Source organism: Bradyrhizobium sp. Leo114 (assembly GCF_055229415.2).
Window position 1 is genome coordinate 145,224 of record NZ_JBUYEN020000003.1, and the last position, 25,436, is coordinate 170,659.

A 25,436-nucleotide genomic window follows, 5' to 3' on the forward strand; every position below is an offset into this window, starting at 1 on the left:
ACCGTGGAATTCAATATCTCCCTGCGCCTGGCGCCGGTGGCCGCGAGGCCGGAACGGGTGTATTCGCTTGCTGGCCTAACGATTGAAAAACAAGAGGAAACGGACATGAGGCTGAAGCTGCTTTCGCCTGGCGAAATGAACGAGGCGCAAAAACAGACCTATGACGAGGCGATCGCCGGCAAGCGCGGCTCCGCGCCGGCGCCGATGATGGCCTGGCTCAACAGCCCGGAAATGGCGCGGCACGGCGCGCGGCTCGGCGAAATGCTGCGCTTCAACACGATGTTTCCGCCAAAACTTTCGGAGATCGCGATCCTCGTCACCGCGCGCCACTTCACCGCGCATTACGAATGGTGGGCGCACAAGCGCCTCGCGCTGAAGGGCGGCCTCGACCCGAACATCATCGATGCCATCCGCGACCGCCGCACGCCGGAATTCGACGACTCCAAGGCCAGCATGATCTACGACGTGGCGAAATCGCTGCACGAAGGCCATGGACTGTCGCAGGCGCTGTATGACCAAGCCGTCGAGACGCTCAGCGTGCGTGGCGTGGTCGAGATCATCGGGCTCTGCGGCTACTACACGATGGTGTCGATGACGCTGAACACGTTCGAATTCGGCTTGCCCGACGGCGAGGTGTCGGAGCTGGCGTGAGCCAGGAGCGCCGCCGGAAACACAGGGTTTCCGGACAGGCCGGTTCCGTGCGGTTCGGATCATCGCTACATACTGCCTTTAACCGGAGCAGCACCATGGCGCAAAATCCTCCCATCATCGCCGGCACACGGATCGGGCATGTGCACCTGAAGGTCGCCGATCTCGATCGCGCGCTCGGCTTCTATTGCGGCGTGCTCGGCTTCGAGCTGCAGCAGCGACTGGGCTCCGGCGCTGCGTTCATTTCGGCGGGCGGCTACCATCACCACATCGGGCTGAACACCTGGGAGAGCAAAGGCGGGCACCCGCCGCCATCAGGCACCACCGGCCTGTACCACACCGCGATCCTCTACCCCACCCGCCCTGCGCTCGCGGACGCGCTCCACCGCGTGCTCAGCGCTGGTATCGCACTCGACGGCGCCAGCGACCATGGCGTCAGCGAGGCACTGTACCTGCGCGACCCCGACGAGAACGGCGTCGAGCTCTACTGGGACCGACCCCAAGAGCAATGGCCGCGCACGCCGGACGGCAAGCTTGCGATGTTCACCAAGCGGCTCGATCTCGAGGATTTGCTGCGGCAACGGGAAATCTAACCCCTCATGGTGAGGAGGCGCGCAGCGCCGTCTCGAACCATGAGGCCCCTATGTCGCCCGTGGCCCATCCTTCGAGACGCGGCCTGAAGGCCGCTCCTCAGGATGAGGTCGGCGTGCGTGGTGCGTGTAGCTACGCATTGGCGCGTCCCCGCAGCATGATCAGCACGGCCGCGATGAGTTCGAGCACGATGCAGCCGTAGAACGGCAGCGTGTAGCTCCCCGACACATAGCGCAGCAGGCCGACCACGCCTGGACCGAACGCATAGGTGATCTGGTTGATGGCGGTGACCAGGCTCACCAATACGCCGAACGAGCGCGGGTCGAATTCGCGCTGCACGATCAGGGCCGGCAGCGTGATCAGATTGCCGACCGAAAAGCCGAATACGGCACAGGCCGCAATCAGCGCCCAATCGCTGCGCAGGTTGATGATGACGAGGAGCGCCACGGACTGGCTGACGAAGGACAGCGCCGACGCCAAGCGCTGATTGAGCCGGTCGATCACGAAGGAGAAACTCACGCGCCCGACCACCGCCATCGCGGTCAGCAGCGCCATCGCCACCGCCGCGCGCTCGCGGCCGATCACCTGATCCAGGAATGAGATCAGGTGCACGATGAAGCCGACCTGGGCGAACAGCACCAGGGCGAATGCAATCGAGACCGAGAGGAAACCGAGATCGCGAAGCGCACGGGCGCGGATCTGCGTCGGTGACGGCCCTCCCGCAGCAGACAATGCCACCGCCCCGATATGCGCCGGCGGCCGGCCGACGAAGACCAGGATCACCGGCACCATCAGCGCGACCATCGCGATCGCCGCCGCCGTCATCGCGCCGGAGAAACCGAAATAGCCGATGCCGGCGATCAGCAGCGGAACGCCGACGATGCCGCCAAAGCTCGCGCCGTTCAGCGCCAGGCTGATGGCCATGCCGCGCTTCTTGTCGAACCACAGGCCGAGCGTGTTGGTGATCATGCCAAGGCTGGTGCCGGCCCAGCCGAAGGCGAGCACAGCGTCGGCAAGATAGAGCTGCCAGGGCTCGCGCACCTGCCCGATCGCGACCGCCGCCGCAGCCATCGCGATCGTTCCCGCGACCAGGCAGCTCCGCGGACCGAACGCCTTGATCGCTTCGGCGACGAAGACGACCAGACCCGCACCCGCGAGATAGAAGAACGTGGTGCCGGAGGAAATCAGCGACGCCGGCCAGCCATGCAGGCGCTGCAGCTCGGCAACGTAGACGCTCTGACCGTAAAAGCCGAGGCCCCAGCCGAACGTCGCGAGCAGAAAGCAGACCAGCACGATGCGCCAGCCGTCGTAGCGGAGCGCGGCCTCGTCGGTGCTGGTGTGAGTTGATGCGTCCACGATTCTTGCTTGTCGTTTGTCCGTTAGCCGTCATGCCCGGGCTTGACCCGGGCATCCACGTTCTTCCTGGCCGCCAAGGACGTGGATGGCCGGGACAAGCCCGGCCATGACGAACCACTATTAGCAGGGCCTACAAGATCATCATTTCGACCACGATCGAACTGTCAGCAGTTGTCAGCAAGTCCCGGTCTTGAGCATGGTCTGTTCGGAAAACCGGCGTCCACTTTTCCGGATCATGCTCTAAAGACTCGGTTCCGGAAACTCATCGACGGCGCGCAATTTCGCCCGCCGCTTCGCGAACGAGGCGATCCACAGTACGACGAGCCCCAGAACCACCGGCGGGAACACGACGAGATTCACCGCCGACCAGCCGTAATTGGCGAGCAATTGGCCTGACGAGAACGAGCCGATCGCCATCGTCCCGAACACCAGGAAATCGTTGAACGCCTGCACCTTGTTGCGCTCCTGCGGCCGATGCGTCTCCAGCACCAGCGCGGAGGCGCCGACAAAGCCTAAATTCCAGCCGACGCCGAGCACGATCAAGGTCGCCCAGAAGTGCAGCGCGGTCAGGCCCGAGAGCCCGATCGCCGCCGCAAGCGCCTCCAGGAGCAGGCCGAACGCGACGATGCGCGATGCGCCGAAGCGGGCGATCAGCGAGCCCGTAAAGAAGCTTGGGCCATACATCGCGATGATGTGCCACTGGATCGCGAAATTGGAATCACTGACGGAAAGGCCGCACATCTTCATGGCGAGCGGCGCCGACGTCATCACCAGGTTCATCATGGGATAGGCGATGATGCCGCACAGCGCGGCGGCGATGAACCGCGGCTGCCGCGCGATCTCGAGTAGCGGCCGGCCGCCATGCAGGTCGACCGCGGCCGGTTTTGGCGCATCGACGCCGGCCAGCACCGCCATCGCGACCAGGGCGACGAACGCCTGCATCAGGAAGCTGAAGGCGAAGAGATAAGGCGGCCAGATGTCCATGGTCCATTGCACGAGTTGCGGACCGAGCACGCCGGCGAATACACCGCCTGCCATCACCCAGGATACGGCCTTGGGCCGGAACGCGGCGCTGGCACCGTCGGCGGCGGCGAAGCGATAGGATTGCGCCACCGCGCCATAGAGCCCGCCGAGAAAGGTCGCAAGGCAGAACAGCCAGAAAGCGCCGTGCAGGATGGCGAAGGCGCCGAGCGCGCCGGTCAGCGCGCCGCAGCCGGTGCCGATGATGAAGGCCGTGCGGCGGCCATAGGCGCGCGAGATGACGCCGGTCGGCAGCGTGCCGGCGGCAAGCCCCAGCACATACATCGACAGCGGCACGGTCGCGAGCGAAACGTCGGGCGCCAGTGTCGCGCCGACGATCGAGCCGGTCGCGAAGATGACGGCCGAATTGGCGCCGGTCAGCGCCTGCGCCGCAGCCAGCCGCAGCACATTGGCGCGCGCCCGCGCGTCGTCGGCGATCTCATCGCTGGATATGGCACTCATCGACGTTCCCATTCCAAGGCGCCCGGCAGGGAACCTCGCTGTTGCCGGCGCACTATGGAGAGCGGACGCCGCCCGATCAACCAGCGCAAATGGACCGAGGTTATGCGGGGGGCGCCGTGCAAACAGCAAGGCCTGTAGGATGGGTAGAGCGAAGCGAAACCCATCGCGACGGAGCAAGCAGTGCGAATGATGGGTTTCGCTTCGCTCTACCCATCCTACGATTTCGGGCGATCGGGCACAGAGGGCACCGGCGGCGCGATGTAGACCTTCCAGCTTACGGAGGGGCCGGGGTGGCCGTGGACGAAGCGGCGTGTGGTCATGATCAGGCGCTCGGCGTGCGGCGCGTTCTTGTCGATCCAGCTCTCGAACGCAGGCAGGCGTCCGTCATTGGGATCGAACACGCCGATGAAGCCGAGGCGCTTGGCTTCCGCTTCGCTGGTGAGGCCCGCGCCCCAGATTTCGCCCGGCGTGAACGGCGCTGGATGATCAGGGCTGTAGAACACCAGCGGCATGATCACCTCCGTGGTGCCCGCCACCACGGCCCAGCGCGAGGCGGCTTTGCGGTGCCAGGCCTCCGTGAGCTCGCGCGCAAGCTCGGCACGTGCGCCGTATTTCGCGACGCTGTTCGGATCGGCGGCAAGCTCGCGCTCGGCAATGGTCGGCGACGCGAACAGCATGGCGATACTGATCACGAGCCAGATCGCGCTGATCCGAAACAGCGCCATTCTGGGGATCCGCAGCCAGGGGATCGCGACCAGCGCGAGCGGCGTCAGGAAGAACAGCGAGATGCCCCAGTCGGTCTTGATATAGATCTCGAAAAACAGCGCGCCGAGCGGCGGCCCGATCGCGACGATGATCTGGATGATCCAGACATTGAGCGCCTGCGAGAGATTGACGCCGGGATTCGGCCCGAGCGACCAGTTGCGCGTGAACAAGGTCGACGGCCGCCGCACCAGCGCGCCCCAGCCGAGCGCGAGCGCCGCCAGCACGATACAGGCGGCGAGCAATCCGAGATTGTGGGCGATGTAGCCGTTGACGAGGTACAGACTGACCGCGCGATTGTCGATGCTGTAGACATCCCCGGCATAGGTCAATGGCGCAAAATGGGTCTCGCTCAGCCAGACGATATGCGGAATCATCGCCACAATCATCGTTGCGATCGCAACCCACGGCGCCGGCGAAGCCAGGAAGCGAAGGCGCTCGGGATGGATCAGCGCCGCAAGCCCGATGGCGCCGATCATGGTCAGCACCCAATATTTGGTCATCAGCGCCAGCGCGCCGGCAAGGCCAAGCCAGACGCCCGAAATGACAGTGCGCTTCTCGAACGCGTAGAGATAGGCCAGCACGACCGGCGGCAGGGTCGCAAGCTGCAACAGGTCGGCGTTGTACTTGTAGCCCTTGAAGTTGAAGATCGGATAGAGCGCGAGCGTCACCACGACGAAGAAGGCGCGGCGGCGGTCGACGACACGCAGCGCGATCAACCAGCAGACGATAAGGCTCACGGCGATGACCGCCATCGCCAGCGCATAGGTCGCCCAATCCGTCACCGGAAAGATGCGGAACCAGAGGCCGGCGACCCAGCCGGACAGCGGCGGATGCTTGCCATAGCCGAGCTGGAATTTCTGGCCCCAGGCAAAGGCCTCCGCGACGTCCATATGGATGTCCTGCGCGGACTTCAGATTGACCAGGATCAGCGTCCACAGCACGGCATGGGCGAGCGCAAAGGCGGTGACGAACCATAATCCGGTGACGGGATCGGTTGCGCGCGCCACCAGCCACGCCGCCAGGCGGGGGATAGAGAACTTCCGTTTTGCGCGCGCCGCCGCGGGCAGGATTGATGCAGTCGCCATGGGCCCTGCCTAGCCTGTTTTACGGGCGAATGAAATCAGCTTGGCGTGACTATGGGAGACCGGCGCCAGAGAGTTTCCCCGCCGCTGCCGTTTGCCGCAGCGACCCACAATCGGCAGAAACACCCGCCAAAACCAACCAAAACCGGCTCAAATTTCCGCAATGTGGTTGCCGCTTCGGGGTGCGAATGCTATCTCGCGCCCCATGACGACCGTCCCTATTCCGAACATCCGCAACTTCTCCATTGTCGCCCATATCGACCATGGCAAATCGACGCTGGCCGACCGCCTGATCCAGATGACCGGCGGCCTGTCGGATCGCGAGATGGCGGGCAAGGAACAGGTGCTCGATTCCATGGACATCGAGCGCGAGCGCGGCATCACCATCAAGGCGCAGACGGTGCGGCTGAAGTACCGCGCCAAGGACGGCAAGGATTACATCTTCAACCTGATGGACACGCCCGGCCATGTCGACTTCGCCTACGAAGTCTCGCGGTCGCTGGCGGCCTGCGAAGGTTCCTTGCTGGTGGTCGACGCCAGCCAGGGCGTCGAGGCGCAGACGCTCGCCAATGTCTACCAGGCGCTCGACAACAACCACGAGATCGTGCCGGTCCTGAACAAGGTCGACCTGCCTGCGGCCGAGCCCGAGAAGGTCAAGCAGCAGATCGAGGACGTGATCGGCATCGACGCTTCCGACGCCGTAATGATCTCGGCCAAGACCGGCCTCGGCGTGCCTGATGTGCTAGAGGCCATCGTCACCCGCCTGCCGCCCCCGAAGGGCGACAAGGATGCCACCTTGAAGGCGCTCTTGGTCGATAGCTGGTACGACGTCTATCTCGGCGTGGTCGTCCTGATCCGCGTCGTCGACGGCGTGATGAAGAAGGGCAGCCGCATCCGCATGATGGGCACGGGCGCAGCCTACGACATCGAGCGCGTCGGCTTCTTCACGCCGAAGATGCAGCAGGTGGACGAACTTGGTCCCGGCGAGATCGGCTTCATCACTGCGGCGATCAAGGAAGTCGCCGACACCCGCGTCGGCGACACCATCACTGACGACAAGAAGCCGGTGTCGGAAATGCTGCCGGGCTTCAAGCCGGCGATCCCGGTGGTGTTCTGCGGCCTGTTCCCTGTTGACGCCGACGATTTCGAAACCCTGCGCGCGGCGATGGGCAAGCTCCGCCTCAACGACGCCAGCTTCTCGTTCGAGATGGAGACCTCGGCCGCGCTCGGCTTCGGCTTTCGCTGCGGCTTCCTCGGGCTGTTGCACCTGGAGATCATCCAGGAGCGGCTGTCGCGCGAGTTCGATCTCAATTTGATCGCGACTGCGCCGAGCGTCATCTACAAGATGAAGCTCACCGACGGCAGCGAGATCGAGATCCACAACCCGGTCGACATGCCGGACGTGGTCAAGATCGCCGAGATCGATGAGCCCTGGATCGAGGCCACCATCCTCACCCCGGACGAATATCTCGGCAGCGTGCTGAAACTGTGCCAGGACCGCCGCGGCTCGCAGAAGGAGCTGACCTACGTCGGTAGCCGCGCGATGGTGAAATACGATTTGCCGCTCAATGAAGTGGTGTTCGATTTCTACGACCGGCTGAAATCGGTCTCCAAGGGCTACGCCTCGTTCGACTATCATCTGACCGACTACAAGCCGGCCGATCTCGTCAAAATGCAGATCCTGGTCAATGGCGAGCCGGTGGACGCGCTGTCGATGCTGGTGCACCGCACCCGCGCCGAGGGCCGCGGCCGCGCCATGGTCGAGAAGATGAAGGAACTGATCCCGCCGCACATGTTCCAGATCCCGATCCAGGCAGCGATCGGCGGCAAGGTGATCGCCCGCGAAACCGTGCGCGCGCTGCGCAAGGACGTCACCGCCAAGTGCTACGGCGGCGACATCACGCGTAAGCGAAAACTTCTGGAGAAGCAGAAGGAAGGCAAAAAGAAGATGCGGCAGTTCGGCAAGGTCGACATCCCGCAGGAAGCTTTCATTGCCGCGCTGAAGGTGGATAGCTGAGGCAGAGGCCCAACCCGCCAGGGGCATGGCGAGATCAGGTCCAGTCTGAGGCTTTGGGGACCGGACAACAAAATATCGAAAAACAACCCCATGCAAAGCAGGCGGTGACTGCCTTCGGGACGCCTTATTGTCTCGCGTTGCTTGGCAGGGCCATCATCGCAAAGCTACAGCGGCGACATCACACGTAAGCGAAAACTTATGGAGAAGCAGAAGGCAAGGGGATGCGGCAGTTCGGCAAGGTCGACATCCGGTAGCAGTCCTTCATTGCAGCGCTAAGGATAGATAGCTGATCCAGGCCGTCATTGCGAACGTGACCAGCTAACCCGCTATACCAAAACGCTGGGCTTGCCACCTTGATCTACGCACCTTACGGTTGATCGATTCCGAAGGGTCAAGGATGTCGTTTGCCGTTGAAAAATCTGCGCTTGTTGATGTTTTGACCCATGCAGATTGCGTCCTGTTCGTTGGGTCAGGCATTTCCACGTGGTCAAATCTTCCGACTTGGAACCAGCTCCTCTTGGGCTTGATAGCCGCGTGCGAACGTCGAAATGGAAGCACTGTGCTTGCCCGCGATGCGCTAGCTCGGGGGAATCTTTTAGACGCTGCCGATAAACTGGCGGATGTAATCACGCCGCTGGAAATCGCTACCACTTTGAGGAAAGAGTTGGGCTTCGCCGATGCCAAGCCTCACGAAATTCATCGCCTTCTGACGAATCTTGGCCCAGAGCGATTCGTCACCACCAATTTCGACAATCTTATTGAACAGCAACTGGGGCTTGAAGGCCGTTTAGGCTCATTTCGGACAGTGACTAATAGGCAAATTGCCGAGCTGGCCGACATTCAGAAGGCTAGCGCGAATCGATTTGTCTTTAAGCCCCACGGCGATCTCGCCGAAGCAGAAAGCCTGGTGCTCGCCTCAACACACTACGATCGCATCTTGTTAGGCGCGTCAAATCTAGTCAGGCCGGTACTCGAAACTTTGTTCGTAAGCCGTCCAATTCTATTTATTGGTTATGGTTTGCGTGACCCCGACATGTTGCTCCTGCTTCGAACGCTAAAGGAACGCTACAACGGCAACGCAGGAGAATTCTACGCTATAATTGCAGATGCCAGCAAAGAACTCGTTGAATACTACTGGCGCCAGTATCGACTGCGCGTTTTTGGATATCCCACAAGCGAACAGGGAAATGACCATCGAGAGCTTCTTGCTCTGTTGCGATCTCTTTCAAACGACGTAGCCAGGAATCTCAAAATTCAAAGAGGGCCTCGCCTGTCACAAGGCATGAATGACAGCAATGATCTCATTCGTTACGCGGCACGTCTGATCACACCCGCATCCGCCGTCTCTTTTCCGGTCCGTGTCCTCCTCAAAGGTTGGCGCGATCAGTATCGAGTTCCCGAGCAGGTCAGAAAGTTTCATGGATCAAGGCTTTCCCACTTGCTTGAGAGCTGTACCGATCCCTTCGTTTTGCAAGGTCCAGCTGGGTCTGGCAAATCTTTCTCCATATCTGACCGACTTTCGCGGGCGGGTCAAAAAATTCTCAACTGGAGCCTAGAGAATTCTACAGACGGAGAACCGCCAGTCGTGCCGATCTTGCTGGATGCCCGCTTGTACCGCGGCGATTTTGGCCCGCTCATTGCGGCAACAGCGCCTGCATCGCTTGACTTGCAAAGAGTTTCACAAGCCCACAAGGTTATTTTGATTGTAGATTCCCTAGATGAGATGCCTGCTAAGCACCTAGAGTCTGGACATTGGCGATCAAATCTTGAAGCAGTGGCATCGAAACTCAAGAATGTCAGCATTCAATTTGGTACGAGAAGAGCTGACCTTATTTCTGATCCATCTATCCCTGTCTTCCTTGTTCAGCCATTGGCTGAAGGGATCGTCATCAAAAATTTGGAAGAACTTGGAAGAACAAAGGAAGAAATAACACCTGATCTGTTTGAGGCTCTGAAGACTCCTTTTACTCTGGCTCAGGGCCGACGTCTTCTCGGTCTGAACAGAGATATTACTTCGACGCCCGCTCTATTTTCGAAGCTTCTAGATCAAGCTTTAGAGCGAGCGGTAGGGAAGGAATGGACGGATCAGGTTTTTGATCATCTTTCGGCGCTCGCTGCTGATGTTTTGTCCGGTGGTTACGATACGATTCCGATCGAAACTGCCGCAAGCAAGCTCGCCAAGTCGAAGCGACCATCGAAGAGAACGCAAGACAACCGGTGGCTCATCGAGCGCCTCGTCGATGCGGGAATTCTCGTTTCCGAAATTGACAGCCACGTTCGATTCGTACACAGGTCGGTCGCAGAATTTCTAGCCGCCTTTTTTCTTTTGGCGAACTGGCGTCGCGGCGGCGCAAGGCTTTCAGATGTTTTATCCGTACGACGATGGGACAACGCAGTCGCTTGGGCCTCGACCTTGCTGGACGAGCCTGAAGGCCAGACATTCTTGCGAGAGGTCTATCTTATTGATCCTGAAGTAGCCGCCAGGTTGGCGCGAGCCGCAGAGGTTGGAAAGGTTCACGTTTGGTCGACACTCTTCGAACTAGTGGCTCAATACCCTCCTCCGGACGAGCAACAGTACGATTTCATTGAATCGCTCGAAGATTCGACCCCTCCGAATGAGGCCTTGCCGAGGTTGCGATCATTGACAGTTGGAGGTGACGCAATAGGAGGTTGGGCCGCGGCTCTGCTTGCCTATCAAATGCCCGACGCAGAACTGCGGCACTGGATGGAAAGAGTTTGCAGGGGAGCTAGACTTCAATTTCATCAATCATTTTGGTCCGACCTTAGGCGCCCGAATTGAGGACCAAATTCTAGAGGAATTTTTGGAAATCCTAGCGGCTTCGGACAGGACTGTTCGACCGAACAAGGATCCAAGCGGTGCGGACGAAGGGCGCTTGGCGCGATACAATCTTGAAGCAGTCATTGGGGGACTTTCCAAGAGCTCCCGGGATAGGCTGCTCGCTTGGTCTCGGGGAAGATCGGCAACCCTGCGTGGCTCAATCTGCAACGGAATAAGAGACGTCGAAGACGACATTGCCGTTCAGCGGTATTTGGCCAGTCAATTCGATCGACATGTGCCGGAAGCCGTTTTCTCTCTCTACTTGGGGATGGTTTATGGCAAAGGACCGTGGATGTGGTGGACGCTCCCCTACACGAGTCGGCGCCTTGAAATATTGATCGGCACGCTGCGCTCTGATGACAAGGATGTTCGATGGGCGCTAGAGCTAACTCGCTGCCTTGTAACACGCAATCAGGATTGGCGTACCGCGATCACGGATCATTCCCGCATTGAAAAGAATGCCTCAGTTGCGCGCGTATTGCGCTTGTTGTTGTCTCCAACGAGGGCGAGCGCCGTCTTCAAAAAAATACTTCTAAAGGCACCAAAGCCCGGCGCAGCCTTGACGTCCATTGAGCGGGCTTTGTGTACGATGGCCGATCACTACGTTATCGATGTTGATGAAACAGAGATACTTGAATCTCTCAAAAGCAATACGCATTCAACATTGGGACTTCTGGCGGATGCGTTCTTCAAATACAGTTTTGATAAACTTCCGATAAAGATAACCCGGCTACACGATTGGATCACATTACTACACAGCCACTTTTCGATTGAAGAATGGCCCAATGATTTCTCCCTCGGTGCGGCCTGTAGCTATTTGGCTCGGGCAATGCCCATCTCTGATCACGTTCAGATCATTCGCTGGGCCAACGACCGCAAAAGTTCGATAAGAGACTTTGTACTCGGGCTAATTGTCCCGCGTATGATGGGCATTACTACTGACGATTTAACGCCCAGTTCAGGGAAACGTCTTCTGGACCTTTACGTCAACGGACACTTAGAGCCTCATCCGTCGCCAGGCGAGATCGCCACGGAACAATTCATAGCCGAGCTAGTGTTGCCATATGCTCAATCGATCAAAGATGATCCGCGGGAACGACAAGCCATACAGCAGGTCCTGACGGATGCTGGCCGTCGTCATGACCGTCGATATGCGCCACCTTGGCAGGTCGCCTCTGTATAACAGGGACTCGATATAACTTGCCGTTCTCCCGCGCGATGGTGAAATACGATTTGCCGCTCAACGAAGTGGTTTTCGATTTCTACGACCGGCTGGAATCGGTCTCCAAGGGCTACGCCTCGTTCGACTATCATCTGACCGACTACAAGCCGGCCGATCTCGTCAAAATGCAGATCCTGGTCAATGGCGAGCCGGTGGACGCGCTGTCGATGCTGGTGCACCGCACCCGCGCCGAGGGCCGCGGCCGCGCCATGGTCGAGAAGATGAAGGAACTGATCCCGCCGCACATGTTCCAGATCCCGATCCAGGCAGCGATCGGCGGCAAGGTGATCGCCCGCGAAACCGTGCGCGCGCTGCGCAAGGACGTCACCGCCAAATGCTACGGCGGCGACATCACGCGTAAGCGAAAACTTCTGGAGAAGCAGAAGGAAGGCAAGAAGAAGATGCGGCAGTTCGGCAAGGTCGACATCCCGCAGGAAGCTTTCATTGCCGCGCTGAAGGTGGATAGCTGAGGCACTGTCGTCATTCCGGGGCTCGCGCAGCGAGAGCCCGGAATCCATTTCTCCACATACTATGCGGCCCGATGGATTCCGGGTTCTCGCTACGCGCGCCCCGGAATGACGGCGGCGAGTGCCTCGACCACCTTGCCCTCCCCCCACAGATAAGCCACCATCGCGTTCCCGCTCAACAAAACAACAACAGCGAGGAAACGCATGAGCAAGGTGGAAGGATTCGATCTCGCCGGGAAGGCGCGTGCGCTGGCGCCGTTGATCACAAAAGATGCCGACGAGATCGAGCGGACGCGGCGGCTGACGGGCGCGGTGACGGCGGCACTGGTCGACAACGGGCTGTACCGGGCGCTGCTGCCGAAACGCTTCGGCGGCACCGAGGCGACGCTGGAAGCGTTCATGCAGATGCAGGAGGAGATCGCCAAGGCCGATGCCTCCACTGCCTGGTGCCTCGGCCAATGCAGCGTCTGCGCGATGACCGCGGCCTATCTCGAGCCTGATGCGGCGAACGAGATCTTCAACGTCGCGCCGGGCATTCTGGCCTGGGGCGCGATCGCGCATGAGGTGAAGGCGGTGCCAGGCGGCTATCTCGCCAATGCGCGCTGGGACTTTGCCTCGGGCTCGCGGCAGGCGAGCTGGCTGGGGGCGCATGTGCGCGTGGTCGAACAAGATGGTACGCAGCGCAAGAAGCCGGACGGCTCGGCGGAAATCCGCACCATCCTGTTTCCGGCGGCCAGCGCCACGATGCACGACGTCTGGGACGTGATCGGGCTGAAGGGCACCGGCACCGATTCCTATTCGGTGGCGAATCTGTTCATCCCGGAGAAGTTCGCGGCGCTGCGCGACGATCCTTCGGCCTTGCGCGAAGGGGGCCCGCTGTACAAGCTTTCCACCAACATGGTGTTCGGCATGGGCTTTGCGGCGACCGCGCTCGGTGTGGCGCGCGCCACGCTCGATGCGGCGATCGAGCTTTCGCGCGGCAAGACGCCGCAAGGGTTGAAGGCGATGCGCGAGAACAATGCCGTGCAGGGTTTGATCGGCCGCACCGAGGCAAGCCTGCGCGCTGCGCGCGCCTATCTCTATACGACTGCTGCGGAGGTCTGGCGCGATCTCGAACGCGGCGTTTCCCTGACCGAAGGCCATCGCGTGGCGCTGCGCGTCGCCTCGACCTGGACCATCCACCAATCGGCATCCGTGGTCGATACCGCCTATCACATGGCCGGCGCGACAGCCGTGTTCGCTGCCAACAAGTTCGAGCGCCGCTTCCGCGACATGCACGCGATCGCGCAGCAGATCCAGGCCCGCGACGTCAATTACGAGGACGCCGGCCGCGCGATCCTCTCAGGCAATCTCGCGGGATCGCCAACGACGCGGTGAGCAATTCGTCATTGCGAGCGAAGCGAAGCAATCCATGTCTCAGCGCGTGGCGCTAGGGATTGCTTCGCTTCGCTGGTAATGAGGAGTTGAGAGATTTGGAATCACGCTACCAGCGCGGCTTCGTCGTTCGTCCCGCCGCGCTGCGCCTGCAGCAGGCTGACGATGTCGGCATTGGGCCTGGCGCGGCTGAACAGGAAACCCTGGCCTTCGTGGCAGCCTTCGGCGCGCAGGCAGCTCAGCTCGGCTTCGGTCTCGACTCCCTCCGCGGTGATGGTGACGCCGAGGCCCTTGCCGAGGCTGATGATCGAACGCACGATCGCCTGCGCATCGCGGTTGGAGCCGAGGTCGCGCACGAACGACTGGTCGATCTTGATCTTGTCGAACGGAAAGCTGCGCAAATAGCTGAGGCTGGAATAGCCGGTGCCGAAATCGTCCATCGAGATGCGCACGCCGAGCGCGCGCAGCGCGTGCAGCGTGGCCAGCACCTGGCTGCTCTTTTCCAATAGCAGCGTCTCGGTGATCTCGAGCTCGAGCCGCCGCGCCGGCAGACCGGAATACTTCAGCGCTTCCGTTACCTGCGACAACAGATTGCCGGTGCGGAATTGCAGCGGCGACAGGTTGACGGCGACGCGGACATCGTCGGGCCAGTGCGCGGCATCCATGCAGGCGCGCCGCAGCATCAAGCCGCCGAGCGGATTGATCAGGCCGGTCTCTTCCGCCACGGGGATGAACTCGCCGGGCGAGATCATGCCGCGCTCGGGATGCGGCCAGCGCACCAGCGCCTCGAAGCCGGTGATGCGGCCGCTCGAGAGATCGACCAGCGGCTGGTAGAACGGCCGCAAGCCGTCGTTCTGGATCGCGTCGCGCAAATCCATCTCGATCTTGCGGCGGGTCTGGGCGCGCGCGTCCATCTCGGCCTCGAAGAAGGAGAAGGTGCCGCGGAATTCGCTCTTGGCGCGCGATAGCGCCATGTCGGCGCTCTTCAACAGTTTCTCCGATTCGTCACCGTCTCCGGGCGACATCGCAATGCCGATGCTGGCGCCGATCACGATGGAATGGCCGTCGAGCAGATAGGGTTCGCCGATCGCTTCCAGCAAGCGCTTCGCGAGCAGCACCGCATCCTCCGGACGCGACACGCCGCTCTGGACGATCGCGAATTCATCGGAGTTGAGACGGGCCAGCGCATCTTCCTCGCGCAAGGTCGAGCGCAGGCGCTTTGCGACCCCGCGCAGGAGCTTGTCGCCGACGCCATGGCCGAGCGTGTCGTTGACGGCCTTGAAATTGTCCAGCCCGAGCACCAGCACCGCGACCTTCTCGGCGCTGCGGCGGGTGTGCAGCAGCATGTCGTCCATCTGCTGGCGGAGCAGATTGCGGTTGGGCAGCCCCGTGAGCCCGTCATGCTGGGCCATGAAGGCAAGCCGCGCCTCGGCGCGCTTGCGCTCGGTCATGTCCATCAGCGCCAGCAGCACCGCGGGCTGGTTGCCATGCATCAATTCGCGCGAATAGATCGCAAGATCGATCAGCGTGCCGTCGGCCCGCACATGCTTCCAGGTCCGCGCCGCCTGCTCGTCGCCGCCGCGGCCGCCGATCCATGGCAGTTCGGTATCGAATGCCTGCAGGCTGCGGATGGTCAGTTTCTCAAATTCGGTGCGGCTGAAGCCGTAATGCTCGGCCGCGGCATCGTTGACGGAAAGGATTCGCTCGCCGTCGAGCGAGCAGAGGATCATCGGCACCGGGTTGCCGTCGAACAGCAGGCGGAACGACGCCTCGCGCTGCTTCAATTCGGTGATGTCGACGCGCAGGCCGACGACGCCGCCATCCGACGTCAGCCGCTCCTCGATCAAGACGACGCGGCCGTCGGCGAGCTTCTGCTCATGCCGCTCTCCGGGCTCATAGAGCTTCTTCAGCCGCTCGGCGATCCACGCCTCCTCGCGGCCGACCGCCTCGGGATAGTCGCCGCGCGCGACGCCGACCCGGAGCGTATCCTGCAGCCGCGCACCGTGCTCGAACTGGTCGGAGCTGCGGCTATAGATCTCCGCATATTTCTTGTTCCAGAGGATGTAGCGGCCTTCGGCGTCGAGGAACACGATGCCCTGCGGCAGGATGTCGATCGCCTCGCGCAGGCGTTCGTTGGAGCGGCGCGCATCCGCGATTGCCGCTTCAGTCTCGGCGCGGTTGCGCACGATCTCGCCGATCTCGGATGGAACGCGCCGCCTGCCACTTGCAAGCTTCGGATCGGGTTTGACGGGACGGCCGGGAATTCTCGCCGCCACCTTACGCTTCAGTTTCTTAGCCGTTCTTGGCCGCATCTTCGGCATCGACTTTTCGCCCACACGCACTCCCGCCGCGGATGGTTCTCCGATAAGTGTCTGAAAAAATGGTGTATTCCGCCGGTTTCCAGAATAGAGCCGGACTCCGAGCTGCCTGTTTAGGAGGCGGACGTCCGCATCTCTGAATACCGGTGGGCGGCTCGGAGGGGCTGAGAAGCAAATCCAACGGGCAAATCAACCAAGCGCGCGCAGCCAATTTTCCCGCGATCCGGGTAGCGATGCTGCGGATGCACCAATGGCGCGTATTCCGCACGAAATTGCGTCATTCCGCGACAGGGTTAGTACCCGGTTAAGCCGCGAGCTTGCATCGAACCAATCACGAGGCGGCGGCATCTGCTGCCGCCAAAAAGGCTTCGGGCGCCTGCCGGTTCAGGCTATCCTCCGCTCCAGGGGACGAGGCGCAAGCATCGCCTTGGGGAGGGCACCCGATGCGCCAGAGCACGCACAATCGATCTCTCACCATCAGCACTCTCTTGGCGGCGACGCTGGCGCTGCTGCTGACGTGTGGTCCCGGCGCTGCCGGAGACTACCCGGACCGCACCGTCAGGATCATCGTGCCATTCTCTGCCGGCGGCACCGCGGATGCGGTCCCGCGGCTGGTGGCGGATTGGCTGTCGCGCAAATGGGGCCAGCCGATCGTAATCGAGAACAGGATCGGTTCAGCCGGCAACGTCGGGGCCGAGGAGGTCTACAATGCCGACCCCGACGGCTACACCCTTCTCTCCGCGCCACCGCCGCCGCTCGTCATCAACCAGAACCTTTTTCGCAAGCTCCGCTTTGATCCGGCGAGGTTCGAGCCGATCGTCGTGATGGCGCAGGTGCCGAACGCGATCTTCGTCCGCCCGAACGGCATCAAGGCGTCCAGCGTGGCGGAGTTGATCGATCATCTGCGCGCAAACCCCGATGGGCTCACAGCCGCCACGCTCGGCAGCGGGACAACGTCGCATCTGAGCTCCCAATTGTTCGAGACGATGGCGAAGGTGAAGCTGCGCCAGATTCCCTATCGCAGCACCGTGCCGGCGCTGCAGGGCCTGCTCGCCGGCGACGTCGACCTGATGTTCGACAATCTCGGCGTCACGCTGCCGCTGGTGACGGCCGGCAAGCTCAAGCTGCTGGCGGTGGCTTCGCCCAAACGGTTGCCATCCATGCCCAACGTGCCGACGATCGCCGAAACGCTGCCGGGCTTCGAAGCGGTCGCCTGGTTTGCGATGGTGGCGCCGCCAGGGACGCCGAAAGCGATCGTCGAGAAGATCAATGCCGACGTCAACGAAGTGCTGGCCCGGCCCGATATCCAGGCCAACTTCCGAAAGCTCTCCGCGGAAATCTATGGCGGCTCGGTGGAGCGGACGTCGCAATATCTGCGCAGCGAGGTCGACCGCTGGAGCACGGTGATCAAGTCGGCCAAGATCGAGATGCAGTGAAGGCTCTTCCGACCTCTCCCGCTTGCGGGAGAGGTCGGCGCGTAAGCGCCGGGTAAGGGCCCTCTCCACACGAAGAGTCCGGAGATACCCCCACCCCGGCCCTCCCCCGCAAGCGGGAGAGGGAGTTTAGCTCCATCAACCAATTGCGATGTCACGGCGGCTCGCGGACCATCGAATCCATGTTACCCTGACTGCCCTTCGAGTGAATCCCATGACGTCCCGCCCGATATTGACCCTGCTGGTTCTTGCAGCTCTATCGCTTGGTGCCGACGCGGCGTCGGCGCAGGACAGAGGCTCGGTCAATCCGAAGCCGCTGCCGCCGCTCGCCAATCCCAACGATCCCAAGCTCGGCGCCAAGGAATTGTTCGCGCGCAAGGTGCTGCCGACGGCGACGCCGACGCGGGTGATCGGCTCCTATTCCAAAGGCTGTCTCGCAGGCGCGGCGCCGATGCCGATCAATGGCGAGACCTGGCAAGTGATGCGGCTGTCGCGCAACCGCAACTGGGGCTATCCCGGCATGATCGCGCTGCTCAAGCGCCTGTCGGTAAACGCACACAAGGATGCCGGCTGGCCGGGTATCCTGGTCGGCGACATCGCGCAGCCGCGCGGCGGGCCCGCCCTGAGCGGCCATGCCAGCCACCAGATCGGTTTAGATGCCGACGTCTGGCTGACGCCGATGCCCGACCGCAGGCTGTCGCGCGAAGAACGCGAGGACATGTCGGCGGTGATGATGGTGCGGCCGGACCGGCTCGACGTCGATCCCAAAGTGTTCACCCCCGGCCATGTGCTGGTGCTGCGCGACGCCGCGCAGGAGCCCGCCGTGCAGCGGATATTCGTCAATGCCGCGATCAAGAAGGCGTTGTGCCGCGAGGCCAAGGGCGACCGTAGCTGGCTCGCCAAGATCAGACCGTGGTGGGGCCATGACTATCACTTCCACATCCGCATGCGCTGCCCGGCCGGCGCCAGCGAATGCGAGGGACAGCCGTCGCAGTCGGAGGATGAAGGCTGCAAGCCTTCCGACTTCGACTTCTGGTTCTCCGATGCGGTGCTGCATCCGAAGCCGCCGCCGATACCGCCAAAGCCGAAGCCGCCAATGACGCTGGCGCAAATGCCGGCCGCCTGCAAAGCGGTGCTGAACGCGCCGGACGCGAAGCAGTAACATCTTCTTCGATTGACGCTCCATCCGGGCTACGCATTGTCCCGCGAGGATAACATCTTCGTCAGGACGCTATTCCCACGGCGGCTTGATGGGCTATTGTCGCATCGGCCAGCGCCGCAAGCGCAAGGCGTCTGCCGGGGACGACGGTCCCGCTCGTTTCAACCAAAAGCCACATAGGCGCAGCACGACTGCGCGCATTCAACCCTTGCGAGGAGCGATCATGCGTCTCAGTGCACGTAACCAGATCAAGGGCACCGTCGTCGAGGTGAAGAAGGGCGCAACCACGTCCCATGTCCGCGTCGATATCGGCGGCACCGTCATGACGTCCTCGATCACCAACGAGGCGGTCGACGATCTCGGCATCAAGGTGGGCGGCAAGGTGATCGTGGTGGTCAAGGCCTCCGATGTCATGATCGCGGTGGATTAGTCATGCGGCGGACATCTGTTCTGGTTGGGTTGCTGCTGCTCGGCAGCGCACCCGCCCTTGCGGCGGAAGAACCGAGCGGCTGCGACAAGTTCAAATGGCCGATCGATCGCGAGCGCGCCGCGCTGACCGCGCCAGATCGCGCCAAATTGACCTCAGGCAACGAGTTTGCGGCCTTGCCCGCAAGCGGATTCACGCTGACCCTGGTGGCGCCGGCAGATGCAAAACTGCCGACGCCGCCGGAGCGTGCGCCGAAGGACAGCACCTTTGCCGGCTTCACCAGCTTCAAGACTACGCCCAAGGCCGGGCTTTACACGATCAGCCTGTCGTCCGGCGCATGGCTGGACGTGGTGCAGGATGGTCACTTCCTCAAGCCCAAGGCATTCAGCGGCGCCACCGACTGCGACGGTATCCGCAAGACGGTGAAATTCGAGCTTTCCGCGAGCCCATTCGTGCTGCAGATCAGCGGGGCCAAAGAGAATTCGATCTCGGTCGCGATCCTGCCAGCGGAATGAGCGGCGAATAGGCCTGGGCAAATGCACAAAGGGTCGCCTTTACCCGGGCCGCGGGCCTGTTTATTGTCTGGCCATAGCGATGCCCCGACCGACCGTCAGTCCGTTGGGATCACCGGAACGGCGCTTCCGTCTGTCGCAATCCTTACCGATTCAACCAACGCCCGAAGTGCGCGCGGTCCGCGTGCATGCGGACGTGATGGAGCGCCTGCCATGAACCGCCTTGCCGGAATTGTCGCCGCCTTTGTCCTTGCGCTGTCTTCAGCCGCCTTAGCTGCGAACGCGCAGGAAAAGACCCTGACCGTGTTCGCGGCCGCCTCGATGAAGAACGCCCTCGACGACATCGACGCCGCCTACACCGCCAAGACCGGCGTCAAGGTCAATGCGAGCTATGCCGCCAGCTCAGCATTGGCAAAGCAGATCGAGCAGGGCGCGCCGGCCGACGTGTTCGTCTCCGCCGACACCGACTGGATGGACTACGCGGTCAAGCAGAAGAACATCAACGAGGCGACGCGGGTCAATCTGCTCGGCAACAGCATCGTGCTGATCGCGCCGAAGGACTCCAAGATCGACAACGTCAATATCGGCGCCGGCTTCGACCTCGCCAAGCTCGCCGGTGACGGCAGGATCGCGACCGGCGACGTCAAGGCCGTGCCGGTCGGCAAATATGCCAAGGCGGCGCTGGAGAAGCTCGGCGCCTGGCAAGCAGCCGAGCCGAAATTCGCTATGGCCGAAAGCGTGCGCGCGGCGCTGACACTGGTCGCCCGCGGCGAGGCCGTGCTCGGCATCGTCTATTCGACCGACGCCAAGGTCGAGCCCGGCGTCAAGATCGTCGGCACCTTCCCGGCCGACAGCCATCCCGCGATCATCTATCCGGTCGCGGCGACGACGACGGCCAAACCCGAGACCGCCGAGTACCTCAACTTCCTGAAATCGTCGGCGGCAAAGACGATCCTCGAGAAGTACGGCTTCAAGTTCCTGATCACGCCGACGACCTGAGCATGATCCGGAAAAGCGGAAGCATGATCTGAGCCCACGTGTTCGAGATTTCGCCGACCGAGTGGACGGCGATCCTGCTGTCGTTGCGGGTCGCCATCGTCGCAACACTGGTCGCGACCCCCTTAGGGATCGCGCTGGCGTGGCTGCTTGCGCGCCGTGACTTCTGGGGCAAATCGGTGCTCGACGCGCTCGTGCATCTGCCGCTGGTGCTGCCGCCTGTTGTCACCGGCTATCTGCTATTGCTCACGTTTGGACGGCGCGGCCTCGTCGGGGCCTGGCTTGCCGATCATCTCGGCATCGTCTTCGCGTTCCGCTGGACCGGTGCGGCGCTCGCCTGCGGCGTGATGGCCTTTCCATTGCTCGTGCGGCCGATCCGGCTGTCGATCGAGGCCGTCGACCGGCGGCTGGAGCAGGCCGCCGGAACGCTGGGCGCGGCGCCGTGGCAGGTGTTCCTGACCGTGACGTTGCCCCTCGCGCTACCGGGCGTGCTCGCCGGAATGGTGCTCGGCTTCGCCAAGGCGATCGGCGAGTTCGGCGCGACCATCACCTTCGTCTCCAACATTCCGGGCGAGACCCAGACCATCTCGTCGGCGATCTATTCGCTGATCCAGACGCCCGAGGGCGACCTTGCGGCGGCGCGGCTGGTCATCATCTCCATCGTTCTTGCGATGAGCGCGCTTGTTGCATCAGAGTGGTTCGCGCGGCGCGCGACGAAGCGGCTGCACGGAAACTGACCATGCTCCGTGTCGACGTCACCAAGCACCTTGGCGAATTCACGCTCTCTGCGTCCTTCACCAGCGAGGGCCGCGTCATCGGCCTGTTCGGCGCGTCGGGCGCCGGCAAGACCTCGCTGATCAACATGATCGCGGGACTGCTGAAGCCCGACCGCGGCATCATCTCGCTCGATGGCGAGACGCTCGACGACACCGAAGCGCACGTGCATGTGCCGCCCTACCGGCGCCGCATCGGCTATGTGTTCCAGGACGCGCGGCTGTTCCCGCATCTCGACGTGCGGCAGAACCTCGATTACGGGCGCCGCATGAATCGCCTGCCGGATGATCCGGCGCAGCGCAAACGCGTCACCGACCTGCTCGACATCGGCCATCTCATGGACCGTCGTCCGGGTAAACTTTCCGGCGGCGAGCGCCAGCGCGTCGCGCTCGGACGCGCGCTGTTGTCGAAGCCGCGCCTGTTGCTGCTCGACGAGCCCTTGGGCTCGCTGGACGAAGGGCGGAAGGTGGAGATCCTCCCTTATCTGATCCGACTGCGCGACGAGGGCATACCCATGGTCTACGTCAGCCACGACGCCGCCGAACTGCGCCAGCTCGCGACCCAGATCGTGATGCTGCGTCGTGGCGAGGTGACTGCGTTCGGCGGCGTAAAGGTGCTGACGGGAGGCTCGAATTGATTTCGGTCACCTTCCCTTCTCCCCTTGCGGGAGAAGGTGACGCGAAGCGCCGGATGAGGGGTCGTCGCCGCGGGCACGGTGCGCGTGGAGAGAGACCCCTCACCCAAGCGGGTGCGTGCTGACGCCGGAGTAGCCCTCTCCCACAAGGGGCGAGGGCGCATCAAGCAGCACCTCGCAGGTTTATCGATCGACGTTGAGCACCGCACCGGTGCGGGCGTCGACATCGACTTCCATGTACCGGCCTTCGAGATCCCGCCCCTCGATTTGCCATTCATAGCCGGCAAATTCAGTGTGAGATACGGTTACGAGCCCGAGATCGGTCGCGATCGCCAGTGCTCTCTGCATCGATATGAGATCGCCAGAATCATAAGCCCTGGCGTGCGTCGCAATTCCAAGGGTCATAACCACGATCATCGGGAGGATGAATTTTCGCATGTGCCACTCCTGGTGAAAGTTCGTTACGGCAGGCACCAACAGCCCTCGAGGCGTATTGGTTCCCATTTCACAGCGAAACTGGGTGATCCGCAGCGGTTGCAACCGCTTGTTGACCGCCGATTGGCGACAATGTGACGGTTCCCCGCGGTGCTCGGCAAAAGACATCGGCTCGACTCGTTCACAGATTCGTTTGCTTTAAGGACAAAGCTTGTCGATTTGCCAAATCCGCCCGAGCGCGCCAAATTGTTGCCGGAAGAAAGGCGTGCCATGCGTATTGCTGGTTGGGTTTTGCTGCTCACAGGATTCGTCCTGTGCCTCACGGTGGCCTGGGCCGCTCTCGGCTTTCTGTTGATGGGCATCGGCCTCGTGTCGCTGCAGGTCGCCGAGCGGAAGCGGCGAAAGTCCGAGAAGACGGAGTCCGCCGCCCTCGATGCGCGTCCGAAGCCGGCTATCGCACTTGCCGAAGTGCCTCCGGCCAACGCAGAAACTGTTCCGATCACTCCGGAACCTCCCCCCTTGCCGGCACCGCAAACGACCTCGAGCGCCGACGCCTCCGCTTACGACAAGGAAGTATGGCGCCGCCTGGTCGAGAGCGATCCCGATCTGGCGCGACTGGCCGCGGTGCTGTCCGACTACGGCCAGCACTATGTCGATGAATTCGCCAATAGCTATCTGGCACAGCCGGACAAGGGCCGCCTCGGCGCGATCGTCAACGAGATCATCGCGAAAGCCGCACGAAAGGAATCCACGCCGGCGGCATCGCCCGAAGTGCATCAGCCATCGGTCGATCAAGAACCGAGATCGCCACATGCGCGGACCGAGCCGGATCGCAGCCCGCCGAAGATTCACGCGCCAAAGGTCGCGGTGGTGCCGCGCGCAGCACCCGATGTCCGCAGCACCAGGGCAGCCGCCATCGCCCCGCGCATCCGGAGCGCCCCCGAGATTCGTCTCGAGCCAAATCCGGAAGATGGAAACGACAGCATCACATCGGCCGACGACGACCTCAGCGAACTGATCAGGACGTTCGCGAACGATGCAAGCTCCCTCAGAAGATAAGCAGATCATTGCGGCCGCCACCCCTTGATAAGGGCGGCTATCACTTTGACTGCACATGAAAGACGGTTTACATACCCCCAAACTACAACTTATGCGGTCGGGGGGCAGTTACGTGGCAGAGGTAGTCAATCTTGATGCACTCATTCCGAGGGAAGATTTTATTGCACCGCCGGACAACACCAGCACCACTGCTGGTGAACTCGGGAAACCCTCTGCTTCAGCGACCGACTTAACAGCCAGAGAATCATTTTTTGAGACACTAAGAAAGCCCGATTTCCAGAGAGAAACGGCGGCGTGGACACCCAGCGCCGTCTGCGACTTCATCGAAGCTTTCGTAAGCAATGATCTTATTCCGTCGGTCATTTGCTGGCAGTCGCCGGCTCGGCTCACGTTCATTATCGATGGCGCCCATCGTTTAAGCGCCATCATAGCCTGGATAATGGACGACTATGGCGCGGGAAGTCGCTCTCTGAGGTTTTACGGCAAAGTACCTGAACAGCAGGAGCGTATGCATCACAAGACCCGAGAACTGGTCAATAAGCGGGTTCTTTCTTACGCTCAGTGGCGGAGCGAAACTGCCGAGCCCAATAGCGTTCCGGAACTTACGGGTAAGGTGCGCGGGTTAGCTCATGCGAAAGTCCCGTTGCTGTGGGTTCCTGGAAATGACGCGACGAAGGCTGAGAAAGCATTTTTCACCATCAACCAGTCTGCGGTCGAGATCGACGCAACGGAGCTAAAGATTCTGAATGCTCGTTCGAAACCTAATGCGGTTGCTGCCCGCACGATAGTCCGCAATGCCACGGGAACGAAGTATTGGGATTCGTTCTCTCCCGATGGGCAGAAAGCAGTCGTTGAAACGGGCAAGGCGATCTATTCGGCCTTGTATAGCCCTCCTTTACAGACTCCGCCTCGATCTGAGGATTTACCAGTTGCAGGTCATGGTTACGGCTCGCAGACGCTGCCCTTGATCTTTGATCTTGTAAACATAGCAAACAGCCTTGCGGTTGAGGATGCAGGAAAAAACAAGAAAAAGTATCTCGTTCCGCAAGGACACGCGAAGCCAGATGAAACGCCCACGGTATCCACGATTAAAGAAACTGAACGCTTGGTTCACCGTATCACTACAACGCATCCTGCGTCGCTTGGATTGCATCCCGGTGTGTATTTCTACGCCACCAATATCAGACACCAGCCGACAACCGTTTTGGCGGTCGCTCAGTTCATAAAAGACATGGAAAAAATCGACGGTTTCCTAGAGTTTACAAAGCATCGCGCCGCGTTCGAGACTTTCTTGGTGAATCATAAGATGTTCATAAATCAACTCACAATTCGCCACGGAAGCATGGTGAAGGGATATCTGCCGATCCGCGACTACTACCAGTTCGTTCTTGATCGTATTAAGGCCGGTCGCAGTGAGGCGCAGGTTGAGACAGATCTAGCAGCTAATGAGAAGTATCAGATGTTGGTCAAGGAGCGTCCAACCCCCTCAAAGAGAGCGAAGGCCTTTTCCCAAGACGCAAAGAACGCCAAACTACTTACCGACGTTCTAGCAAACGCGTTTGTTTGCAAACTATGCGGTGCACGCATCGACAAAAAATCCATGCATCTGGATCACATAAAGGAAAAATCGCAAGGCGGTGCAGCAGACATCGACAACAGCCAATGGCTACACCCATATTGCGATAGTACTGCTAAGGCACTGATGCGGCCTGTTGAAAGGAATACCACGAAGGTCTCCGCGTGACCAACGATCGGTTTGCGCGTATCACGCGCAACTCGAGTGGGATACTGTCTCCACGTTCGGAGCAAGAAACGGTGGGCACGCTGCGCTTTGCCCACCCTACGA

General features: G+C 61.4%; 20 protein-coding genes and 1 pseudogene. 16 read left to right on the plus strand and 5 right to left on the minus strand.

Annotated features, from left to right (window positions below; all coding sequences use genetic code 11):
* Window positions 1-105 precede the first annotated feature (105 nt).
* Entirely contained in the window at window positions 106-651 is a 546-nt protein-coding gene (locus tag ACZIRK_RS04955; protein ID WP_130226675.1) for a carboxymuconolactone decarboxylase family protein, read from the plus strand.
* Between the two features lie 95 nt (window positions 652-746).
* On the plus strand, window positions 747-1,241 hold the full coding sequence (locus tag ACZIRK_RS04960) for a VOC family protein (protein ID WP_028163396.1): 495 nt from the start codon (window positions 747-749) through the stop codon (window positions 1,239-1,241).
* A 130-nt stretch (window positions 1,242-1,371) separates the two neighbouring features.
* On the opposite strand, the gene ACZIRK_RS04965 is transcribed toward ACZIRK_RS04960, so the two are convergent.
* The 3 genes from ACZIRK_RS04965 to ACZIRK_RS04975 all read right to left on the minus strand — a co-directional run bounded on the left by ACZIRK_RS04965 (window position 1,372) and on the right by ACZIRK_RS04975 (window position 5,927).
* A complete protein-coding gene (locus ACZIRK_RS04965) occupies window positions 1,372-2,595 on the minus strand; it encodes an MFS transporter (protein ID WP_463327028.1) in 1,224 nt (407 codons plus the stop codon).
* Window positions 2,596-2,835: 240 nt separating this feature from the next.
* On the minus strand, window positions 2,836-4,077 hold the full coding sequence (locus ACZIRK_RS04970) for an MFS transporter (protein WP_463327029.1): 1,242 nt from the start codon (window positions 4,075-4,077) through the stop codon (window positions 2,836-2,838).
* Window positions 4,078-4,292: 215 nt separating this feature from the next.
* On the minus strand, window positions 4,293-5,927 hold the full coding sequence (locus ACZIRK_RS04975) for a glycosyltransferase family 39 protein (protein WP_130226678.1): 1,635 nt from the start codon (window positions 5,925-5,927) through the stop codon (window positions 4,293-4,295).
* Between the two features lie 202 nt (window positions 5,928-6,129).
* Between ACZIRK_RS04975 and lepA the strand changes: the two genes are divergently transcribed.
* From lepA to ACZIRK_RS05000, 5 genes and pseudogenes are all read left to right on the plus strand, one after another.
* Complete coding sequence (gene lepA / locus ACZIRK_RS04980) at window positions 6,130-7,941, plus strand: translation elongation factor 4 (RefSeq protein ID WP_208829676.1); 1,812 nt, start codon at window positions 6,130-6,132, stop codon at window positions 7,939-7,941.
* A 397-nt stretch (window positions 7,942-8,338) separates the two neighbouring features.
* Window positions 8,339-10,741 carry an SIR2 family protein gene (locus tag ACZIRK_RS04985; RefSeq protein WP_463327030.1) on the plus strand — a complete coding sequence of 801 codons (2,403 nt, stop codon included), beginning with the start codon at window positions 8,339-8,341 and terminating at the stop codon, window positions 10,739-10,741.
* A 274-nt stretch (window positions 10,742-11,015) separates the two neighbouring features.
* Entirely contained in the window at window positions 11,016-11,963 is a 948-nt protein-coding gene (locus tag ACZIRK_RS04990; protein WP_463327031.1) for a hypothetical protein, read from the plus strand.
* A 26-nt stretch (window positions 11,964-11,989) separates the two neighbouring features.
* Window positions 11,990-12,472: pseudogene (locus ACZIRK_RS04995) on the plus strand (elongation factor 4); the annotation flags it as partial.
* Between the two features lie 201 nt (window positions 12,473-12,673).
* Window positions 12,674-13,846 (plus strand): acyl-CoA dehydrogenase family protein, encoded by a 1,173-nt coding sequence (locus ACZIRK_RS05000; RefSeq protein WP_130229475.1) that lies wholly within the window; start codon window positions 12,674-12,676, stop codon window positions 13,844-13,846.
* Between the two features lie 101 nt (window positions 13,847-13,947).
* Here the strand turns inward: ACZIRK_RS05000 and ACZIRK_RS05005 are convergent, their stop codons facing one another.
* Entirely contained in the window at window positions 13,948-16,164 is a 2,217-nt protein-coding gene (locus ACZIRK_RS05005) for a putative bifunctional diguanylate cyclase/phosphodiesterase (protein WP_130229474.1), read from the minus strand.
* 440 nt (window positions 16,165-16,604) lie between these two features.
* Here ACZIRK_RS05005 and ACZIRK_RS05010 point away from each other — a divergent pair, with 440 nt between their 5' ends.
* The 7 genes from ACZIRK_RS05010 (at window position 16,605) to modC (ending at window position 22,099) form a co-directional block, all read left to right on the plus strand.
* Complete coding sequence (locus ACZIRK_RS05010; protein ID WP_035689921.1) at window positions 16,605-17,597, plus strand: Bug family tripartite tricarboxylate transporter substrate binding protein; 993 nt, start codon at window positions 16,605-16,607, stop codon at window positions 17,595-17,597.
* Window positions 17,598-17,808: 211 nt separating this feature from the next.
* Entirely contained in the window at window positions 17,809-18,756 is a 948-nt protein-coding gene (gene mepA / locus ACZIRK_RS05015) for a penicillin-insensitive murein endopeptidase (protein ID WP_165435530.1), read from the plus strand.
* Window positions 18,757-18,976: 220 nt separating this feature from the next.
* Window positions 18,977-19,183, plus strand: coding sequence for a TOBE domain-containing protein (locus ACZIRK_RS05020; RefSeq protein ID WP_130229472.1), 207 nt, complete (start codon window positions 18,977-18,979; stop codon window positions 19,181-19,183).
* Window positions 19,184-19,185: 2 nt separating this feature from the next.
* Window positions 19,186-19,695 carry a hypothetical protein gene (locus tag ACZIRK_RS05025; RefSeq protein ID WP_130229471.1) on the plus strand — a complete coding sequence of 170 codons (510 nt, stop codon included), beginning with the start codon at window positions 19,186-19,188 and terminating at the stop codon, window positions 19,693-19,695.
* A 210-nt stretch (window positions 19,696-19,905) separates the two neighbouring features.
* Window positions 19,906-20,691, plus strand: coding sequence for a molybdate ABC transporter substrate-binding protein (gene modA / locus ACZIRK_RS05030; RefSeq protein WP_130229470.1), 786 nt, complete (start codon window positions 19,906-19,908; stop codon window positions 20,689-20,691).
* Window positions 20,692-20,729: 38 nt separating this feature from the next.
* The gene (modB, locus tag ACZIRK_RS05035; protein WP_028163384.1) at window positions 20,730-21,425 is read left to right on the plus strand and encodes a molybdate ABC transporter permease subunit; all 696 of its coding nucleotides are present in this window, start codon (window positions 20,730-20,732) and stop codon (window positions 21,423-21,425) included.
* A gap of 2 nt (window positions 21,426-21,427) precedes the next feature.
* Window positions 21,428-22,099, plus strand: coding sequence for a molybdenum ABC transporter ATP-binding protein (modC, locus tag ACZIRK_RS05040; protein ID WP_130229469.1), 672 nt, complete (start codon window positions 21,428-21,430; stop codon window positions 22,097-22,099).
* A gap of 180 nt (window positions 22,100-22,279) precedes the next feature.
* On the opposite strand, the gene ACZIRK_RS05045 is transcribed toward modC, so the two are convergent.
* On the minus strand, window positions 22,280-22,699 hold the full coding sequence (locus tag ACZIRK_RS05045; RefSeq protein ID WP_463327032.1) for a PepSY domain-containing protein: 420 nt from the start codon (window positions 22,697-22,699) through the stop codon (window positions 22,280-22,282).
* A gap of 102 nt (window positions 22,700-22,801) precedes the next feature.
* On the opposite strand from ACZIRK_RS05045, the gene ACZIRK_RS05050 reads away from it, so the two are divergent.
* Together ACZIRK_RS05050 and ACZIRK_RS05055 are read left to right on the plus strand one after the other, a co-directional pair.
* Window positions 22,802-23,590, plus strand: a complete 789-nt coding sequence (locus tag ACZIRK_RS05050; protein ID WP_130229468.1) for a hypothetical protein — start codon at window positions 22,802-22,804, stop codon at window positions 23,588-23,590.
* 112 nt (window positions 23,591-23,702) lie between these two features.
* Complete coding sequence (locus ACZIRK_RS05055; RefSeq protein ID WP_165435529.1) at window positions 23,703-25,334, plus strand: GmrSD restriction endonuclease domain-containing protein; 1,632 nt, start codon at window positions 23,703-23,705, stop codon at window positions 25,332-25,334.
* Window positions 25,335-25,436: the final 102 nt, after the last annotated feature.

What these genes read in the sequence shown, in the direction of transcription:
- ACZIRK_RS04960 (WP_028163396.1), top strand. Translation starts at nt 747, where the DNA reads ATGGCGCAAAATCCTCCCATCATCGCCGGCACACGGATCGGGCATGTG.
- ACZIRK_RS04975 (WP_130226678.1), bottom strand. Translation starts at nt 5,927, where the DNA reads ATGGCGACTGCATCAATCCTGCCCGCGGCGGCGCGCGCAAAACGGAAG.
- ACZIRK_RS05045 (WP_463327032.1), bottom strand. Translation starts at nt 22,699, where the DNA reads ATGTCTTTTGCCGAGCACCGCGGGGAACCGTCACATTGTCGCCAATCG.
- modC (WP_130229469.1), top strand. Translation starts at nt 21,428, where the DNA reads ATGCTCCGTGTCGACGTCACCAAGCACCTTGGCGAATTCACGCTCTCT.
- lepA (WP_208829676.1), top strand. Translation starts at nt 6,130, where the DNA reads ATGACGACCGTCCCTATTCCGAACATCCGCAACTTCTCCATTGTCGCC.
- ACZIRK_RS05000 (WP_130229475.1), top strand. Translation starts at nt 12,674, where the DNA reads ATGAGCAAGGTGGAAGGATTCGATCTCGCCGGGAAGGCGCGTGCGCTG.
- ACZIRK_RS04970 (WP_463327029.1), bottom strand. Translation starts at nt 4,077, where the DNA reads ATGAGTGCCATATCCAGCGATGAGATCGCCGACGACGCGCGGGCGCGC.
- ACZIRK_RS05050 (WP_130229468.1), top strand. Translation starts at nt 22,802, where the DNA reads ATGCGTATTGCTGGTTGGGTTTTGCTGCTCACAGGATTCGTCCTGTGC.
- ACZIRK_RS05005 (WP_130229474.1), bottom strand. Translation starts at nt 16,164, where the DNA reads ATGCCGAAGATGCGGCCAAGAACGGCTAAGAAACTGAAGCGTAAGGTG.
- ACZIRK_RS04985 (WP_463327030.1), top strand. Translation starts at nt 8,339, where the DNA reads ATGTCGTTTGCCGTTGAAAAATCTGCGCTTGTTGATGTTTTGACCCAT.
- mepA (WP_165435530.1), top strand. Translation starts at nt 17,809, where the DNA reads ATGACGTCCCGCCCGATATTGACCCTGCTGGTTCTTGCAGCTCTATCG.
- ACZIRK_RS05020 (WP_130229472.1), top strand. Translation starts at nt 18,977, where the DNA reads ATGCGTCTCAGTGCACGTAACCAGATCAAGGGCACCGTCGTCGAGGTG.
- ACZIRK_RS04955 (WP_130226675.1), top strand. Translation starts at nt 106, where the DNA reads ATGAGGCTGAAGCTGCTTTCGCCTGGCGAAATGAACGAGGCGCAAAAA.
- ACZIRK_RS05025 (WP_130229471.1), top strand. Translation starts at nt 19,186, where the DNA reads ATGCGGCGGACATCTGTTCTGGTTGGGTTGCTGCTGCTCGGCAGCGCA.
- modA (WP_130229470.1), top strand. Translation starts at nt 19,906, where the DNA reads ATGAACCGCCTTGCCGGAATTGTCGCCGCCTTTGTCCTTGCGCTGTCT.
- ACZIRK_RS05010 (WP_035689921.1), top strand. Translation starts at nt 16,605, where the DNA reads ATGCGCCAGAGCACGCACAATCGATCTCTCACCATCAGCACTCTCTTG.